This window comes from Nostoc sp. DedQUE09, assembly GCF_034530915.1.
Lineage (GTDB): Bacteria > Cyanobacteriota > Cyanobacteriia > Cyanobacteriales > Nostocaceae > Nostoc.
The window spans coordinates 18,575-34,177 of sequence record NZ_JAVRCE010000030.1 but is presented as its reverse complement, the minus strand read 5'-3'; the positions used below and the strand labels follow the sequence as shown (position 1 = coordinate 34,177).

Below are 15,603 nucleotides of genomic sequence, written 5' to 3'. Positions count from 1 at the left end.
ATTAATTATTCACAAATGACAAATGACTAATGACTAATGACAATTAAATATTTCGTTACAATTGGCGTGTGCGTTAGGCATTCAAGAGTTATCAGCCATGAAATTGATTTCCGATCCACCGATTCCTGTGAAAATTCAAAAGATGAAGGAACGGGTGCGGTGGATGCATCCAAGTTTTGTGCAACGGGGAATTGACCAAACCAGTCTAGTTATTGACGATCACAGGCAGGATAATCCAGAATTTTCCTTTATGGTTATTGGTGATTCTGGTACTCAATCCCATTATCGACAACACCCCCAACGAAAGGTTGCCGAACTGATGCTGACTCACCGCGATGATTGCAGCTTTGTGTTGCACACTGGTGATGTAATCTATGTGGTGGGTTCCCAAGAGTATTATTCAACAAACTTTATTGAGCCTTACCGGGAATTTCTTGTCGGTGGCAACAACCCGAACAGCATTCCTTACGATCGTATGGTGTTTAATCTGCCATTCTTGCCAGTACTTGGTAATCATGATTACTACGATGTGCCGTTAATGTACCGTTTATTTACTGGCACAACATCGTCACTACGTCGCCTGTTCCGCTACAAAGACATTGAGATTGGCTGGCATGGATCGTATCAAGGTAATGCTTATGCACGAGCATTTATGGACTATACCCAGGCGATGTCTCCACAAGAGTTAGAACGTCATTTAGATCGGCACTACACTGCTAAGACCGATACAGGGCGATGTTTGCGTTATCAACCTGGACATTTTACTCGTTTACCCAATCGCTATTACACCTTTCGTTACGGCGGGATTGACTTTTTTGCACTAGATTCTAATACCTTTAATACACCATCACCTTTACCTGCAACGAAAGAAGGGGAAATTTACCGTCGGGAATTACAAAAGCGTCGCCAGGAAATAGATCGAGAAGAATTGGAGATTTTGAAAATATGCGATCGCCTCAACCCAGATAAACCCACGGAAGCGGAACAACTTGATGACCTTAGTGCCAAATTAGACCAAATAAACGAAATCAAAATTGACATTGAAAAACAACTAGCATCTCATCAAATGCCTGCCATCGATTTTGAACAACTTGAATGGTTGCGAAGCAGACTAATCGAATCTTGGAACACCTCCGAGGTGCGCGGACGTGTAATCTTTTTCCACCATCCTCCCTACGTCACAGAAGCTACCAAGTGGAATCAAGCACAAACCTTGGCGGTTCGCCACCGTTTGCGCTGGGTGTTTGAACAAGTAGCAGAAACTCTTGGTACTCTAATAAAAGAACGCCCCATAGTTGATTTGATTTTAAACGGCCACGCTCACTGTTTAGAGCATCTTTGCACAACTGACACCGGATTTGCTGATTCTCACATTAACTGCATTATCTCTGGTGGGAGCGGTCATCGTCCCCGTTATCAACGGCGAGAAGGGACTGAATTGATGGAAACTTTTGCTGATATTGCAGGTAAACCCACTCGGAAAGTTGCAGATTCAACGCTATTTGTGGGCCGTCATAACTACAATTTCCAGAACCGACTGCCTTATTCATGTGTGCGGATTGATGTTCTGGATGGTAGCCCGCCCAAGTTTATCATCAGGCCGTTGATTACTGAACGGATTGAACAAGAGTGGCATAACACGGAACTTGAACCTTTTGCGATCTAAACGGGATGCGGCAAGTAATTAAACTACATCATTCCCCATCTCACTTAAAAATCAAATCTTAGTGCTGCTGGGTTGCTTGGAGTGATTTTGTTAGTGTTTTTCCAAATGCACCTTTGCATTGAGACAAAAGCTAGGTATATCCTAATCTTAAATAGAGTTACGATCATCTCAAATTATGGCAGGACATAGTAAATGGGCAAATATTAAGCGCCAGAAAGCGGTAGTAGATGCAAAAAGGGGAAAAACCTTCACTCAGTTATCCAGGGCGATTATCGTTGCGGCTAGAAGCGGCGTCCCAGATCCGGCGCTGAATTTTCAACTTCGCACGGCAATTGACAAGGCAAAGGCAGCAAGTATTCCCAATGATAATATTGAACGAGCGATCGCTAAAGGTGCAGGCACTTTTGGCGGCGATAATGCTACCTTTGAAGCGATTCGCTACGAAGGTTATGGCCCTGGTGGTGTAGCGATTTTAATCGAAGCCCTCACAGATAATCGCAATCGCACTGCTGCTGACTTGCGTGTAGCTTTTAGTAAAAATGGTGGCAATCTTGGTGAAACAGGTTGCGTTAGCTGGATGTTTGAACAAAAAGGTGTTTGTGTAGTACAAGGTGTAGTCGACGAAGAACAGCTTTTAGAAGCATCCCTCGAAGGTGGTGCCGAGTCTTATGAAATGACTGAAGATGAGATGGCTGAGGTTTTTACTGATATTGGAAATTTAGAAACCCTTAGTCAGACACTCAAAAATCAAGGCTTTAAGGTGACTGATGCCGAATTGCGCTGGATTCCTAGTAATAGTGTAGAAGTTACCGATTCCGATCAGGCGCGATCGCTTTTCAAGTTAATTGATACTCTAGAAGGCCTGGATGACGTGCAAAATGTCACAGCTAACTTTGACGTAGCAGAAGAATTGATGGCTCTCAGCATTTCCTAATCAAAATTAACCCCGGTATTATAGCCAAATTACAGTTATTTGAATGATGTCCAGATTGTTACATTTAAGATTGAAATATCAGCAAGTATTTTTTAGCCAAGTATTCCACGTAGGCCCATACGATTCAGTTAAGCTTTTTTTTGATGAGAATTCCAGATTGTAGAGACAGCGATTTATCGCGTCTCTTGCCTTAACCGAGTAAATCCTATATTTGACGAATGTAAAAATAGACATGAAAGATTCATATTAATTACAAACTGATGACATACGTCTATTGGATAGTTAAATTGTTGATTACCTAATGAGGATTTTTCAAGTGAATAAGTTCGCTAAAGCTTTAATTTTGGCTCTAATTTTTGCTGCACCTGTAACCGCTTTTGCATCTCAAGCTCAAGCTAAAACTATCCATCATCCTAGCGTAAAATCTGCTAAAGTTCATCATACGAAACATCACAAGCATCATGCTAAAAAACTAGTTCATAAACACTTATAAATAGTTACTATTAGTCGTAAAAGTTTCTAGTAGCTCTATAATCAAGTTTAGTGTTGGTTTCTCTGAAAAGATAACTGTATTATTTAACCCCGCTGGAATCCCTACCAATCAGTGGGTTTTTTATTAACTTGCTCAAGGGTGCGATCGTATAAAAATCAAAGTTCAAAGCGATCGCCTAATCATATCTGCCACTATCCAATTAGTCTTCAGAACATATATGAACGCAGACTATTTAGAAGAATCACTTTTTCGTGAATTGGAGGAGCGTTTGCTTCAACCCGATGTACGAAAGTCAGCGAAAGATATCATGGATTTACTTGCTGACGAGTTCATTGAATTCGGAAGCTCAGGGCGTGTTTTTAATAAACAGCAAATTATCGAGAGCTTGCAGAATGAATCCATCCAACCTCTGACTCAAAGATTGATAACAGAATTTAAAACGTTAGTTTTAGCTACAGGGGTTGTTTTAGTAACTTATCGTATAGTCAGAAATATATCTGGCAAACAACCTGTTCATTCGTTGCGAAGTTCCATCTGGAAATTAAACAACGATCAATGGAAAATGATCTTTCATCAGGGCACTTTGGTTAGAAAATCATCAGTGCAGTATGATGAATAATTGGCCAAAATTATTTAGAATCAAAGTTTCGCATAAAAAAGGCTCAAGCATTCCTGCCTGAGCCTTTTCTAAATTAAATTCAAGTTAGTAGCGGTTGTTGCTGCGGTTGTAGCCGCCGCCACCACCACGGTTCCCAAAGGAACCACCACTTCTGTCTTCTTTAGGCTTGGCTTTATTTACCTTGAGGTCACGACCAAGCCATTCAGCACCATCAAGAGCTTCAATGGCTTTTGCTTCTTCATCTTCTGAACTCATTTCCACGAAAGCAAAGCCGCGTAAACGACCTGTTTCACGGTCTGTGGGTAGTTGAACACGCTTTACAGCACCATATTCTGCAAATACAGCACTCAGCGCATCTTGTGTAACATCATAGGAGAGGTTACCAACGTAAATTGACATCAAATGTCTCCAAAATCATAAGTTTGTAGAGATTTAGATTTCGGAGAGAAGTCTGTAATACCAAAAGGAAAAAGCCTGTCAATACTAAAAACAAACACTGTCGCCGAATTAATTCTCATTTCACTTCCCATGATGACATAGGAGGCAAATTTCTGGGTAAAAGTTTGAAAAACTGTTATAAAAAGTTATATAAGTGGTTAATAGCTAGATGTTGGCTGGTCTAAAAACGGGTGAGGCTACTCGATCTCTTTAGTTTCTCCCTCCGGTAGGGTGTAGTAGCGTCGTTGCGATTGCCACTTCCCCTCTGATTCTTGGAAAAATTCGGAAATCTGGGATTCATTAGTGGTTTGTACGATTCTGAGCAATGATGTCACGCCTTACCTTCCTCACCTAATGCAAATATATATCTGGCAAAAAACTTCATTCTTGCTGTTGTTGCTATGGTACTTATCACCCTGTTTTTGCCATATTACGCAGGGGGAGTAAAAAAATAGTGTTCTCCGGTACATTATATATAAACTTAAAAAAGCAATAAATCTTTAATATTCTTAACAAGAAATAAAGTACTGTAATTACGAGTATTTATGCGAGAATAAAAAGTGAGATGCAAAAACAAGGGTAATTCTTGTAATACCGCCCATCTTAGGATGTGGGACAAAAAGTTTCATATCTTTAGAAAAACCCAGGCTTCCCCTATGGGTAGATTTCAGAAAACTGACAAATATTTATACTTTGTTTATAATTTATTATCTGCAAGAAGATTTTCTACCTCTGCGTAAGAAGTAGAGCGGTGAGAAGTTTTGGATTTTTATGGGAAAACAGTAATTTCTGATACAGAAATTTAGTGTAAGACAGCTTATGAATTCTCGCCGTTTTTCGTTAATGATATCTCTCAAAATTACTTGGTAAAACACGGCTGTTAACCCCAAAAGCTCCCCAATAAGAGAAAAATAAATGATTTTGGATATGAATAAGCCGCACAAGCAGGTGAAAATAACAGATCCGCTAGCCGCCGACCAGCTCATTAATATCCAGTTAAATTCAGTTGTGAAAACTGAGGTAGTTATGCCTGGGGTGGTCACTGAGCCTGTCCTGAGCGTAGCCGTTGGCGCAGCCTCTCGTAGAGAAGGGCGCAGCCGAAGTGCGGGCTGGGCCTACGCAGATTTAAAGAGTAGACTTCTTGCAAACAGCACTAGTGCAACAGGTGAAAAAGGTAAAAAAGAAAATTACTTACTTTCCTCTACCTCTGTAAGAAGTTTATTTATTTCTTGTTTGCTAGGTATAGGGCTGCTGACGGCAAGTTGCGGCTCGTTGCCCAAAGAATCAGCAGATGCACAATCCCAGAGTCGCGCTAGTAGGAAAGGCAGTGGTGCAACACCTGTAGATGTGGCGATCGCTCGAACTGATTTGCTGCAAAAATCACTAGAATATACAGGTAATACAACACCGTTTCGGATTGTATCATTGCGATCGCAAGTAGAAGCCCGGTTGTTGGCTTTGAACCTAGATGTAGGCGATAGGGTAAAGCTTGGGCAAAACGTCGGGCGGTTAGATGATGCCATACTTATGACCGAATTAAAGCAAGCAGAAGCAGAACTAGCAGCCCTTAAATCAGAAGTAGCTAGGGCAACCAATCAGGTAAGCAATGCCCGTGCAGACGTTGAGCGGGCGCGGCTAGAAGTGGTGCAAGCTCAGGCAGACTCACAACGGCAACAGAATCTATTTAAAGCCGGAGCGATCGCTGAACAAACTGCCCAACAAGCGCGTACCCAGGCGCAAACAGCAGCCCAGGCACTACGGGCAGCTCAAGAGCAGATGCGTACAGAACAGCAAGCTGTTGCTGCGGCCCAAGGTAGAGTATTGGCCCAACAGGCATTGGTTGCTCAAACCAAAGAGCGGAGGTCTTACACTCGGCTGACATCTCCTATCACTGGCGTAGTCACAGAAAAGGTGACAGAACCAGGCAACCTTTTGCAAGCAGGTAGCGAAGTCTTAAAAATTGGTGATTTTAACCGTGTCAAAGTCGTTGTGCAAGTTTCCGAATTAGAACTAGCACAAATTCAGGTTGGGCAGTCTGTACAAGTCCGTTTAGATGCCTTCCCCAAAGAAGCGTTAATTGGCAGAGTTACGCGCATTTCCCCAGCTGCCGATGCCACAGCTCGCTTGATACCTGTAGAAGTAGTGATTCCCAACAATCAGGGCAAGATTGGCAGCGGACTACTGGCGCGAGTCAATTTTGAAAACCAGACTCAACAGCGGGTAGTAGTACCGCAAACAGCTATTCAAAAACAAGCAGGGGCAGCAAAGGCAGCAGCGAAAGAGCAAGAAAACCGCTCGGGGACGCTATTTGTGGTGAAAGACACAGATGGTAAGACGAAAGTAGCGACACGTGCTGTCACCTTAGGACAAAAAGCTGATGGCAAAGTGGAAATTTTATCCGGCTTACAAGCGGGAGAGCGCTATGTTGTTCGTAGTGGTAAGCCGTTAAAAGAAGGTGACACTGTAGGTCTTTCAATTCTTTCAGAAAAGCAATAGTAGGGTGGGGAGTAACCACCATATTAATGAAAAAAGTACTCAGTAGTCAGCACTTAGCACTTATCACTTAGTATCATGCAACAGGCAAATAATAATAGTGGCAGTGGCGGATTTAGCCTTAGTGCGATCGCTATCCGCCAACACATTGGCACACTCATGCTCACCGTGGCAGTAATTGTCATTGGGGTATTTTTTCTCACCACGATCCAAGTCGATCTGCTACCAGCTATTACCTATCCGCGAATTGGCGTCCGGCTAGAAGCCCCTGGTATTTCACCAGAAGTAGCAGTAGATGAAATCACTAGACCTTTAGAAGAAGCTTTACGGGCAACCGAGAATGTAGTGCAAGTTTTTTCCCGCACCCGTGAAGGACAAGTGAGCCTCGATTTATACTTCCAACCAGGGGGCGATATTGACCAAGCCCTAAACGATGCTACTGCTGCTTTTAACCGAAACCGAGGACAACTGCCAGATACGATAGAGGAGCCGCGCTTATTTAAAGTCGATCCTTCCCAATTACCGGTTTATGAATTGGCATTGACATCTGCTTCTTTGCCAGGTAAAGATTTACGCGTATTTGCTGATGAAGAGTTAACGCGTGAACTCAGTGTCGTGCCAGGAGTGGCCTCAGTTGATGTATCTGGCGGTGCTGAAGAAGAAGTACGAGTGCTTGTTGACTTAAACCGATTGCAAGCTTTGGGTGTCGGGTTAAATGATGTCTTAGATGAATTAACAGCCCGTAACCAAGATACTTCTGGTGGTCGGATTCTGGGGCAAAACTCTGAGCCATTGACTCGGACTGTCGGACGCTTCCAAAATGCCAAGGAAATTGAAAACCTTTCTTTAGAAGTTTCTTCTCCTGCTAGTGCTAATACCAGTAATAGCAGTAATAGCACTACCACTTCCACTTCCACTACTCCTGCACCTTCCCGCCGCGTCTACTTGCGAGACTTTGCAGAGGTAATTGACGATACAGAAGAACAGCGAGTATTTGTTTACTTAAATCGCCAACCTGCGGTGAAATTTTCAATTCAAAAGCAGCCTGAAGCCAACACAATCACGGTTGTAGATGCTGTTAAGCGGCGAATTGAACAATTACGGCAATCAGGTTTAATTCCAGCAGACATGACTTTGAGTCCCACCACAGATGAATCTGTCTTCATCCGTAATTCTTTAAACGATGTCATCTTTTCGGGGATTTCTGGGGCATTGTTAGCAGCCGCAGCAGTGTTGTTATTTTTGGGATCGTTCAGGCAAACATTTATTATCAGTTTGACGATTCCGCTGTGTACTCTGGCGGCGATCGCTTTGATGAGAATATTTGGCTTGACTTTGAATGTATTCAGTTTGGCAGGTCTGACATTAGGAGTCGGTCAAGCAATTGATACATCGGTTGTGATTTTGGAGAACATTTCTGAAAAAGCGGGGATGACTCCCAATCAAAAAGAGATCGAGGCAGAGGGGCAGAGGAGAAATTCAAGATTCTTTATTGACAGTGCCATTAATGCTTCCCAAGAAGTAGAATCTGCTTTAGTTGCTGCTACGGGTGCTAACTTAGTTTCCGTAGTGCCATTCCTTTTAATTGGCGGCTTTATTGCACTGCTATTTAATGAGTTGATTCTGACAATTAGCTTCGCAGTTGCAGCATCCCTTGTCGTCGCCATCACAGTAGTACCAATGCTGTCTTCTCGACTCTTGGGAATTCGCTGGTCTAGTCGAATCAGCGAATTTTGGCTGCTTAGACAATTTAATCACCGATTTGAAGATGCTACGCGAGGATACGGTAACTTCTTAACCAAGGTTTTACGCTATCGACTCCTCGTCGTTATCGCTGCTTTGGGAATTTTAGGCGGCAGCAGCTTCTTTATGTTTGGTCAAATTCCCCAAGAAATTTTACCCCGGATCAGTACTGGTCAAGCTAACTTGAGAGCGCAGTTTCCTCCCGGTACACCTTTAGCAACTTCTGAAAAAGTAATGCAAATTGTCGATGACATTTTGCTCAAACAACCAGAAACCCAGTCTGCTTTCACAACTGTGGGTGGTTCTTTGTTTGGTAGCAATACTACAGAGAATCCTTTACGTGCCAGCAGCACTATTAATCTAAAACCAGGCACAGATGTCGAAGCTTTCGTCAAAAAAGTAACTCAAGAATTTAACAAACTCAACTTAGCAGGAATTTTGCTGCGCCTCAATCCTGGTCAGGTGCGGGGTTTAATCTTGAGTAATTCTCCAGTGCAAGGGTCAGAAGTTGACGTGATTCTGCAAGGTGAGAATGAAGAAAACTTAACGCAAGCAGGCGCACAAGTGCTGCAAGCATTGCAGGAAAGGGCAAAATTAGCGACATTCCGACCAGATGCCGACCCCCGACAACCAGAAATCCAAATTCGCCCCGACTGGGAACGGGTTTCAGCTTTAGGGTTGAGCGCTCAACAAATTGGTGCAACAGTTCAAACAGCAATTGAAGGTTCAGTTCCCACACAAATTCAACGCGGTAATCGTTTAGTTGATGTGCGGGTGCAGCTAAATAAAGAAGCTATTCAGCGTCCTTCCCAACTAGAGCAATTACCGCTATTTACAGAAAATAATCAACTAATCCGTCTTTCAGATGTTGCGAACATTCAAGAAGGTCAAGCGCCTGGTGAGGTGCAACGGATTAATCAGCGCCAAGCTTTTATTGTGGCAGGAAATCTGAGCGAGGGAGCTAGTCTTGGTGAAGCGATCGCAGAAGTCAACGAGGTACTCAAAGATGTAGACTTACCTGATGGCGTTTCAATTGTACCTAGTTCTGCCCAAGAAACTAATCAGCAACTTCAGGATGCTTTAAAAACTTTGGGGGCGTTGGCAACGTTCTTAATCTTTGTAGTCATGGCGGTACAATACAATTCCCTGATTGACCCATTGGTAATTATGTTCACCGTACCACTGGCCTTAGCTGGGGGACTTTTTGGGCTTTATATTACCCAAACTGCAATTGGTGCAACTGTAATTGTTGGTGTCGTCCTGCTGGTAGGAATTGTGGTCAACGCAGGAATTCTCATGGTAGAACTAGCGAACCAAATTCGGGATGAAATTGGTTGTAGTCGTCAAATTGCCATCATGAAAGCTGCACCTCAACGCTTGCGCCCAATTATCATGACCACAGTCACCACTATCTTGGGACTGTTTCCTTTGGCATTGGGTATTGGCGAAGGTTCTGAGTTTTTGCAGCCTTTAGGGATTGTAGTTTTCTTTGGGATGGCGATCGCAACGATGCTGACATTATTTATCATCCCCTGTTTTTATATTCTGCTGCACGATTTGCTAGGTGGAAATTGGGCAAAGCCAGTGTTAATCAGGTTGCGTGGAGTTACGAAAAAACTTATCAGCTAATGAGCATTTAACTTGCACATAGCGCAATACCAATTTTGCTGGCGATCGCGATCGCTATTTGTTTCTGGAATGGTTATAAATAGACAACCGTTTGCCATAGTTTCTCAACCTTATAACCATTTCAGATATCCACTTAGATATCACCCCTGTTCTAACCAAGCCAGCCCATTCCCGAATGCTAAAAACAAAGTTTTCCAAAGTTTATGACGCTCAGAGTCAACAAAACGATAGTCTTAGCTGAGTAAATGAATAAAAACTAATATCTCATTACAAGGCATTCTTTCTTGTTTGTGCCTTTTGTGCTTGAAAGCTTATGCTAATCCGCTCCGCCACAATCACTGACGTACCCGCAGTTTTACCAATGGTTGCCAAAATTTGTGCTTTGCATGAGTCTTGGGATTCCGCCAAGTATGGTTTTCTGCCGCATCCAGAACAGCGTTATGAGCAATGGTTGACGCGTTTGGCAAATAGCGATGGCTTCTCTACGAGACGCGACGCGAACGCCGACGCTTCCAGCGATCGCAGTGTATTTCTAGTATCCGAAAATGAAGGGCAAATTGTAGGGTTTCTGGTAGCAACAGTTGAGCGAGAAATACCAATTTATCGGTTACAGGAATTTGCTTTTATTCATGATATCTGGGTAGAGCCGGAATATCGCCAAAAAGGAATTGCGCAGCAGATGGTGATGCTAAGTATTGAACGCTTTCATCAGATGGGTATCAAGCAAATTCGTCTAGATACAGCAATTGCTAACGAGGCTTCACGGCGGTTATTTGCATCTTGTGGTTTTCGAATCAGCATTATTGAAATGCTGATTGAATTGAGTCATTAGTCATAAGCTTATGACTAATGACTAATGACAAAGGACTAACTAGCTAACAGAGTTTTTTCTAGAGAAGTCCAACGGAAAGAGCGATCGCCACCCCTTTCAATGATTACTCTCACTCGTGGTTCTAGTTGAGGCAAATTTGTCAAATACTCAAGTTCTTGATTTGAAAGAATATGCCCTTCAATAATCCACAAGACCAGCCCCTTAGACTTTGGTGGTAGCTGTTCTAGATGAGAATTGAGAATTGGGGGTAAATAGTACACATGACCCACTGCGGCACCGCTACCAGTGCTTTTTTTTCCAAGATGAGGAGGTCTGACTCCATGAATTCTTGTGAGATACGCAGCTAAATCACCCAGTCCTTTAGCAGTAATGTGGAGGGTAGTATAGCCAGCTGCCCGTAGTCGGCGCTGATATCGACCTTCATAACCTCCTTCCAGAGGTACATACACTCCCAGAGCGCCAAACTTTTCCAGATCGCGGATTAAACCGTTGCCAGTGGTAATTAGTGCCATAGATTTTCGTCTTATCCCACTTAGATATTTCTATTATTTACCCTGAACCGATAGATTAAAAGCATTTTTTTTGGGTATTGGGCATTGGGATTAGGGGAAAGGTGACAGGTGACAGGTAATAGGTGATAATCTTTACTCTGTAACCTGTACCCTATTTCCTGCTCCCTTGCTTCTTCCCTACTCCCTCCCTAAAAATAGCTCTATAAATTACTGGACAAACATAAATAAATAATTTATATTATTAGATTGTGACCAAAAACGCAAATTAGGTTAACTTTTTACTGTCATTCTGAAGTAGTGCTAGCATCAAAAGCTGATGACTTAATCCAAATTGGATAATCTAACTCAGAGCGATCGTAGACTGGTAAACTAAGAAAGCTTTCAGGTCAACATTAGAGCTTATGGAAGAATAACTAAAGTTAATCCTAAGCTTCAAGGTACGTTTACTCCTGTGCCTCTAAAAAAAGCAGGCAAAAACTTAAACAATAGTTTAAGGTGTTTAAGGAAGTAAAACTGAGCAGCAATGTTGGTTTCATGGCATTACGTCAGTCTCAGTTAACGGATACTGGGCGGTAATAACCGCTTAAGTCCAACTGCAACACGGCAGTAGCCAATCTCCGGGAAGCCGCCCTTCGGGCGTGTAAAAATCGGAAAACCCGCCGACAGCGCTGCCTCCAGAAAGTGCCAGAGCAATTGCTTGGACGAAAGCATTGCTGCACACAGCTTAAAGCTGTAGCGCCTTGCATTGATTCCAGAAGTTACTCCTTCCCAACGGGAAGAGACTTGTGGCTGTTCTGGTGATCTAAATGAGTGAAGCTAAACAGATTCACCAAGCAGTAAGGACACGGTTTGTTGTGTCCGAAAGCATTTGGAGCGGTTTATTAAAACCATTCCAAATTTCGCAGGCTAACCTAGCCTAAACTGATGCGTACAAAGCGTGTCCTCTAAAGTCCAATTCCAAGGTCAGCAAGTAGAAAGGAGAACCAGTTACTGTGTCTGTAGGTATTCTCGGCACCAAGCTGGGCATGACTCAAATATTTGACGAAGCAGGAGTATCTATTCCTGTAACTGTCATTCAAGCAGGGCCATGCACTGTTACACAAGTTAAAACGAAAGAAACCGACGGGTACTTTGCCATTCAAGTTGGTTATGGCGAAGTCAAACCCAAGGCACTAAACAGACCATTATTGGGTCATTTGGCGAAATCATCTGCCCCAGCATTGCGTCACTTAAATGAATATCACACCGATAGCTCTAGTGATTATGCTTTAGGTCAAGAGATTAAAGCAGATATTTTTAGCGCTGGTCAAATTGTCGATGTCGTCGGTACAAGCATCGGTCGCGGCTTTGCGGGAAACCAGAAGCGCAACAACTTTGGTCGCGGGCCAATGTCACACGGTTCCAAAAACCACAGAGCGCCGGGTTCTATTGGTGCTGGTACAACGCCTGGTCGTGTTTATCCAGGTAAGCGGATGGCAGGTCGTTTGGGTGGAAAACGTATTACAATCCGCAAACTGACCATAGTGCGAGTCGATCCAGAACGCAACTTATTGCTGATTAAGGGAGCTATTCCTGGTAAACCAGGCGCTCTAGTAAGTGTTGTGCCTGCAAAAACAGTGGGATAGTCAAAAGTCATTAGTCAGTAGTCAGTAGTCATTGGCTAAGGACAAAAGACAAATGACAAATGACAAATGACAAAGGACAGATAACAAAGATGGTTGAAAGCGTAGTTAAAAATTGGCAAGGAGAACAGGTCGGTGAGACGACCTTCGAATTGCGCGTTGCCAAAGAAGGAACAGCGTCTCATATTGTGCACCGCGCCTTAGTACGGCAATTGACCAATGCTCGTCAAGGAAATGCCAGCACAAAAACTCGTGCTGAAGTCAGAGGTGGTGGCCGTAAACCTTGGCGGCAAAAAGGTACTGGTCGCGCTCGTGCAGGGTCTATTCGTTCACCATTGTGGCGTGGTGGTGGTGTGATCTTTGGGCCAAAGCCTAGAGACTTCGATCTGAAATTGAACCGCAAAGAGCGACGTTTAGCCCTGCGGACAGCATTTGTCGGTCGTATTGACGACTTGATCGTAGTAGAAGAATTTAGCACCGAGCTATCTCGCCCGAAGACTAAAGAATTAGTGGCAGCGCTTGCCCGTTGGGGAATAGTACCAGAAAGCAAGGCACTGTTAATTTTGTCTGAAATTGCGGATACAGATAACGTTTATTTATCAGCCCGCAACATTGAAAATTTAAAACTAATTGCAGCCGACCAGCTAAATGTTTTTGATTTACTGCACGCTGACAAAATTGTAGTTACGGCATCAGCCCTAGAAAAAATTCAGGAGGTCTACAGTGCCTAGCTTTGACCCCCGCGACCTTGCCGACTTAGTACGTCGCCCAATCGTTACCGAGAAAGCGACCATCTTGATGGAGCAAAACAAGTACACCTTTGAAGTAATTCCAAAGGCATCTAAGCCAGAAATCAAGGCTGCAATCGAAGACTTGTTTCAGGTCAAGGTTGTAAAAGTCAACACCACTCTACCACCGCGCAAAAAGCGGCGCGTTGGTAAATTTATTGGCTATAAGCCCCAATATAAGCGAGCGATCGTCACCGTCGCACCTGGGGATGAAGACAAGATTAGACAAGTTCTATTCCCAGAAGTCTAAAAAAGTTTTGAGTTAGGAGTTAAGAGTTACTGAACTCAACACTCAAGACTCAGCAACGCCAGTTGCTACAACGGAGGGAACCTCCGCAACGCACTGGCTCCTCAGCACGGGCTAAACGCCCCGCTACAGCTAACAGCACTCAGCACTGTAAAAATATGGGTACCCGTTCTTATCGCCCTTATACCCCCAGCACTCGCCAAGTTACAATCTCTGACTTTGCGGAAATTACCAGAACCGAGCCAGAAAAATCCCTAACAACCTCGAAGCATCGCGCTAAAGGTCGGAATAATCACGGACGGATTACTAGTCGTCGTCGGGGTGGCGGACACAAACAACTTTATCGGATCATCGATTTTAAAAGGGATAAACATAATATTCCGGCCAAAGTCGCAGCGATTGAATACGATCCTAACCGCAATGCCAGAATTGCCCTTTTGTATTACCAAGATGGCGAAAAACGGTACATACTTCACCCCAACGGGTTGAAAGTTGGAACAATAATTGTTTCTGGACCTGATTCTCCCTTTGAAGATGGTAATGCCTTACCACTCTGGAAGATTCCCTTAGGTACTAGTGTTCACAACGTAGAATTCACTCCTGGTAAAGGTGGTCAAATTGTACGTGCTGCTGGTGCTAGCGCCCAAGTCGTAGCAAAAGAAGGTAATTATGTAACTCTCAAGTTACCTTCAGGAGAAGTCCGGTTGATTCGACGCGAGTGCTACGCCACTATTGGGCAAGTAGGCAACACCGATGCGAGAAACCTGAGTGCAGGTAAAGCCGGACGAAATCGCTGGAAAGGTCGCCGTCCTAAGGTTAGAGGTAGCGTCATGAACCCAGTGGATCACCCACATGGTGGTGGTGAAGGTAGAGCGCCTATCGGTAGATCGGGGCCTGTTACACCTTGGGGTAAACCCACATTGGGTGCGAAGACACGCAATCGCAAGAAACTTAGCAGCAAGTTGATTGTACGTCGTCGTCGTAAGTCTTCTAAACGCGGTCGCGGTGGTCGTGAGTCTTAATCAGTAATGAGTACCGAGTAACGAGTGCTGAGTGGAATTGTCAAACTCAACACTTAAAACTCAACACTTAAAACTCAAGACTCAAAACTTGAGACTCGAAACTTAAAACTCAAAACTCAGCACTCAGAACTCAGCACTTAAAAAATATGGGTCGTTCTCTAAAAAAAGGTCCTTTCGTTGCGGATCATCTCCTAAAGAAAATTGAAAAGCTCAACGACAACAACAGAAAAGAAGTTATTAAAACTTGGTCAAGAGCTTCGACAATTTTGCCTCTAATGGTAGGTCATACCATAGCTGTTCATAACGGACGCCAACACGTTCCCGTTTTTGTAAATGAACAAATGGTAGGACATAAGTTGGGTGAATTTGCCCCGACACGCACCTACAGGGGTCATGGAAAAAGCGACAAAAAAGCGGGTAGGTAGTTATTAGTCATTGGTCATTTGTCATTTGTCATTGGTGAACCAGTGCGGTCTTGGGGGTTTCCCGCATGAGCAACTGGCGAACCCGAAGGGTCATTAGTTATTAGCTTTCGACAAAAGACAAAGGATAAAGGACGAAGGAC

General features: G+C 43.6%; 14 protein-coding genes and 1 pseudogene. 12 read left to right on the top strand and 3 right to left on the bottom strand.

Going from position 1 to position 15,603, the window contains the following annotated elements; genetic code table 11:
• The first annotated feature begins 97 nt into the window (after window positions 1-97).
• The 4 genes from RMY27_RS19420 (at window position 98) to RMY27_RS19405 (ending at window position 3,712) form a co-directional block, all read left to right on the top strand.
• Window positions 98-1,666, top strand: a complete 1,569-nt coding sequence (locus RMY27_RS19420) for a metallophosphoesterase family protein (RefSeq protein ID WP_322665933.1) — start codon at window positions 98-100, stop codon at window positions 1,664-1,666.
• Between the two features lie 175 nt (window positions 1,667-1,841).
• Window positions 1,842-2,600, top strand: a complete 759-nt coding sequence (locus RMY27_RS19415; RefSeq protein WP_322665931.1) for a YebC/PmpR family DNA-binding transcriptional regulator — start codon at window positions 1,842-1,844, stop codon at window positions 2,598-2,600.
• Between the two features lie 316 nt (window positions 2,601-2,916).
• Window positions 2,917-3,093: a hypothetical protein gene (locus RMY27_RS19410; protein ID WP_322665930.1), complete on the top strand. Its 177-nt coding sequence runs from the start codon at window positions 2,917-2,919 to the stop codon at window positions 3,091-3,093.
• Window positions 3,094-3,310: 217 nt separating this feature from the next.
• Window positions 3,311-3,712 (top strand): nuclear transport factor 2 family protein, encoded by a 402-nt coding sequence (locus tag RMY27_RS19405; protein WP_322665928.1) that lies wholly within the window; start codon window positions 3,311-3,313, stop codon window positions 3,710-3,712.
• A gap of 84 nt (window positions 3,713-3,796) precedes the next feature.
• On the opposite strand, the gene RMY27_RS19400 is transcribed toward RMY27_RS19405, so the two are convergent.
• Together RMY27_RS19400 and RMY27_RS19395 are read right to left on the bottom strand one after the other, a co-directional pair.
• Entirely contained in the window at window positions 3,797-4,111 is a 315-nt protein-coding gene (locus tag RMY27_RS19400; RefSeq protein ID WP_194041514.1) for an RNA recognition motif domain-containing protein, read from the bottom strand.
• Between the two features lie 242 nt (window positions 4,112-4,353).
• A pseudogene (locus RMY27_RS19395) lies at window positions 4,354-4,485 on the bottom strand (phycobiliprotein lyase); the annotation flags it as partial.
• Window positions 4,486-5,077: 592 nt separating this feature from the next.
• Here RMY27_RS19395 and RMY27_RS19390 point away from each other — a divergent pair.
• From RMY27_RS19390 to RMY27_RS19380, 3 genes are all read left to right on the top strand, one after another.
• Entirely contained in the window at window positions 5,078-6,646 is a 1,569-nt protein-coding gene (locus RMY27_RS19390; protein ID WP_322665926.1) for an efflux RND transporter periplasmic adaptor subunit, read from the top strand.
• Window positions 6,647-6,721: 75 nt separating this feature from the next.
• Window positions 6,722-10,015: an efflux RND transporter permease subunit gene (locus RMY27_RS19385; RefSeq protein WP_322665924.1), complete on the top strand. Its 3,294-nt coding sequence runs from the start codon at window positions 6,722-6,724 to the stop codon at window positions 10,013-10,015.
• A 313-nt stretch (window positions 10,016-10,328) separates the two neighbouring features.
• Window positions 10,329-10,847, top strand: coding sequence for a GNAT family N-acetyltransferase (locus RMY27_RS19380; RefSeq protein ID WP_322665922.1), 519 nt, complete (start codon window positions 10,329-10,331; stop codon window positions 10,845-10,847).
• A gap of 35 nt (window positions 10,848-10,882) precedes the next feature.
• Here RMY27_RS19380 and RMY27_RS19375 read toward each other — a convergent pair whose 3' ends face one another.
• Complete coding sequence (locus tag RMY27_RS19375; RefSeq protein ID WP_322665920.1) at window positions 10,883-11,359, bottom strand: NAD(P)H-quinone oxidoreductase subunit N; 477 nt, start codon at window positions 11,357-11,359, stop codon at window positions 10,883-10,885.
• Window positions 11,360-12,351: 992 nt separating this feature from the next.
• On the opposite strand from RMY27_RS19375, the gene rplC reads away from it, so the two are divergent.
• The 5 genes from rplC to rpsS all read left to right on the top strand — a co-directional run bounded on the left by rplC (window position 12,352) and on the right by rpsS (window position 15,463).
• Window positions 12,352-12,984: a 50S ribosomal protein L3 gene (rplC, locus tag RMY27_RS19370; RefSeq protein WP_094349087.1), complete on the top strand. Its 633-nt coding sequence runs from the start codon at window positions 12,352-12,354 to the stop codon at window positions 12,982-12,984.
• Between the two features lie 89 nt (window positions 12,985-13,073).
• Window positions 13,074-13,712, top strand: a complete 639-nt coding sequence (rplD, locus tag RMY27_RS19365) for a 50S ribosomal protein L4 (RefSeq protein WP_289800116.1) — start codon at window positions 13,074-13,076, stop codon at window positions 13,710-13,712.
• On the top strand, window positions 13,705-14,019 hold the full coding sequence (locus RMY27_RS19360; RefSeq protein ID WP_069070779.1) for a 50S ribosomal protein L23: 315 nt from the start codon (window positions 13,705-13,707) through the stop codon (window positions 14,017-14,019). The genes rplD and RMY27_RS19360 overlap by 8 nt, the downstream gene beginning before the upstream one ends.
• A gap of 155 nt (window positions 14,020-14,174) precedes the next feature.
• Window positions 14,175-15,038, top strand: a complete 864-nt coding sequence (gene rplB, locus RMY27_RS19355) for a 50S ribosomal protein L2 (RefSeq protein ID WP_094349090.1) — start codon at window positions 14,175-14,177, stop codon at window positions 15,036-15,038.
• A gap of 146 nt (window positions 15,039-15,184) precedes the next feature.
• Entirely contained in the window at window positions 15,185-15,463 is a 279-nt protein-coding gene (gene rpsS, locus RMY27_RS19350) for a 30S ribosomal protein S19 (RefSeq protein WP_012410721.1), read from the top strand.
• Window positions 15,464-15,603: the final 140 nt, after the last annotated feature.

Coding starts and splice junctions, on each gene's coding strand:
- RMY27_RS19420 (WP_322665933.1), top strand. CDS start 98: ATGAAATTGATTTCCGATCCACCGATTCCTGTGAAAATTCAAAAGATG.
- RMY27_RS19415 (WP_322665931.1), top strand. CDS start 1,842: ATGGCAGGACATAGTAAATGGGCAAATATTAAGCGCCAGAAAGCGGTA.
- RMY27_RS19405 (WP_322665928.1), top strand. CDS start 3,311: ATGAACGCAGACTATTTAGAAGAATCACTTTTTCGTGAATTGGAGGAG.
- RMY27_RS19400 (WP_194041514.1), bottom strand. CDS start 4,111: ATGTCAATTTACGTTGGTAACCTCTCCTATGATGTTACACAAGATGCG.
- RMY27_RS19390 (WP_322665926.1), top strand. CDS start 5,078: ATGAATAAGCCGCACAAGCAGGTGAAAATAACAGATCCGCTAGCCGCC.
- RMY27_RS19385 (WP_322665924.1), top strand. CDS start 6,722: ATGCAACAGGCAAATAATAATAGTGGCAGTGGCGGATTTAGCCTTAGT.
- RMY27_RS19380 (WP_322665922.1), top strand. CDS start 10,329: ATGCTAATCCGCTCCGCCACAATCACTGACGTACCCGCAGTTTTACCA.
- RMY27_RS19375 (WP_322665920.1), bottom strand. CDS start 11,359: ATGGCACTAATTACCACTGGCAACGGTTTAATCCGCGATCTGGAAAAG.
- rplD (WP_289800116.1), top strand. CDS start 13,074: ATGGTTGAAAGCGTAGTTAAAAATTGGCAAGGAGAACAGGTCGGTGAG.
- rplB (WP_094349090.1), top strand. CDS start 14,175: ATGGGTACCCGTTCTTATCGCCCTTATACCCCCAGCACTCGCCAAGTT.
- rpsS (WP_012410721.1), top strand. CDS start 15,185: ATGGGTCGTTCTCTAAAAAAAGGTCCTTTCGTTGCGGATCATCTCCTA.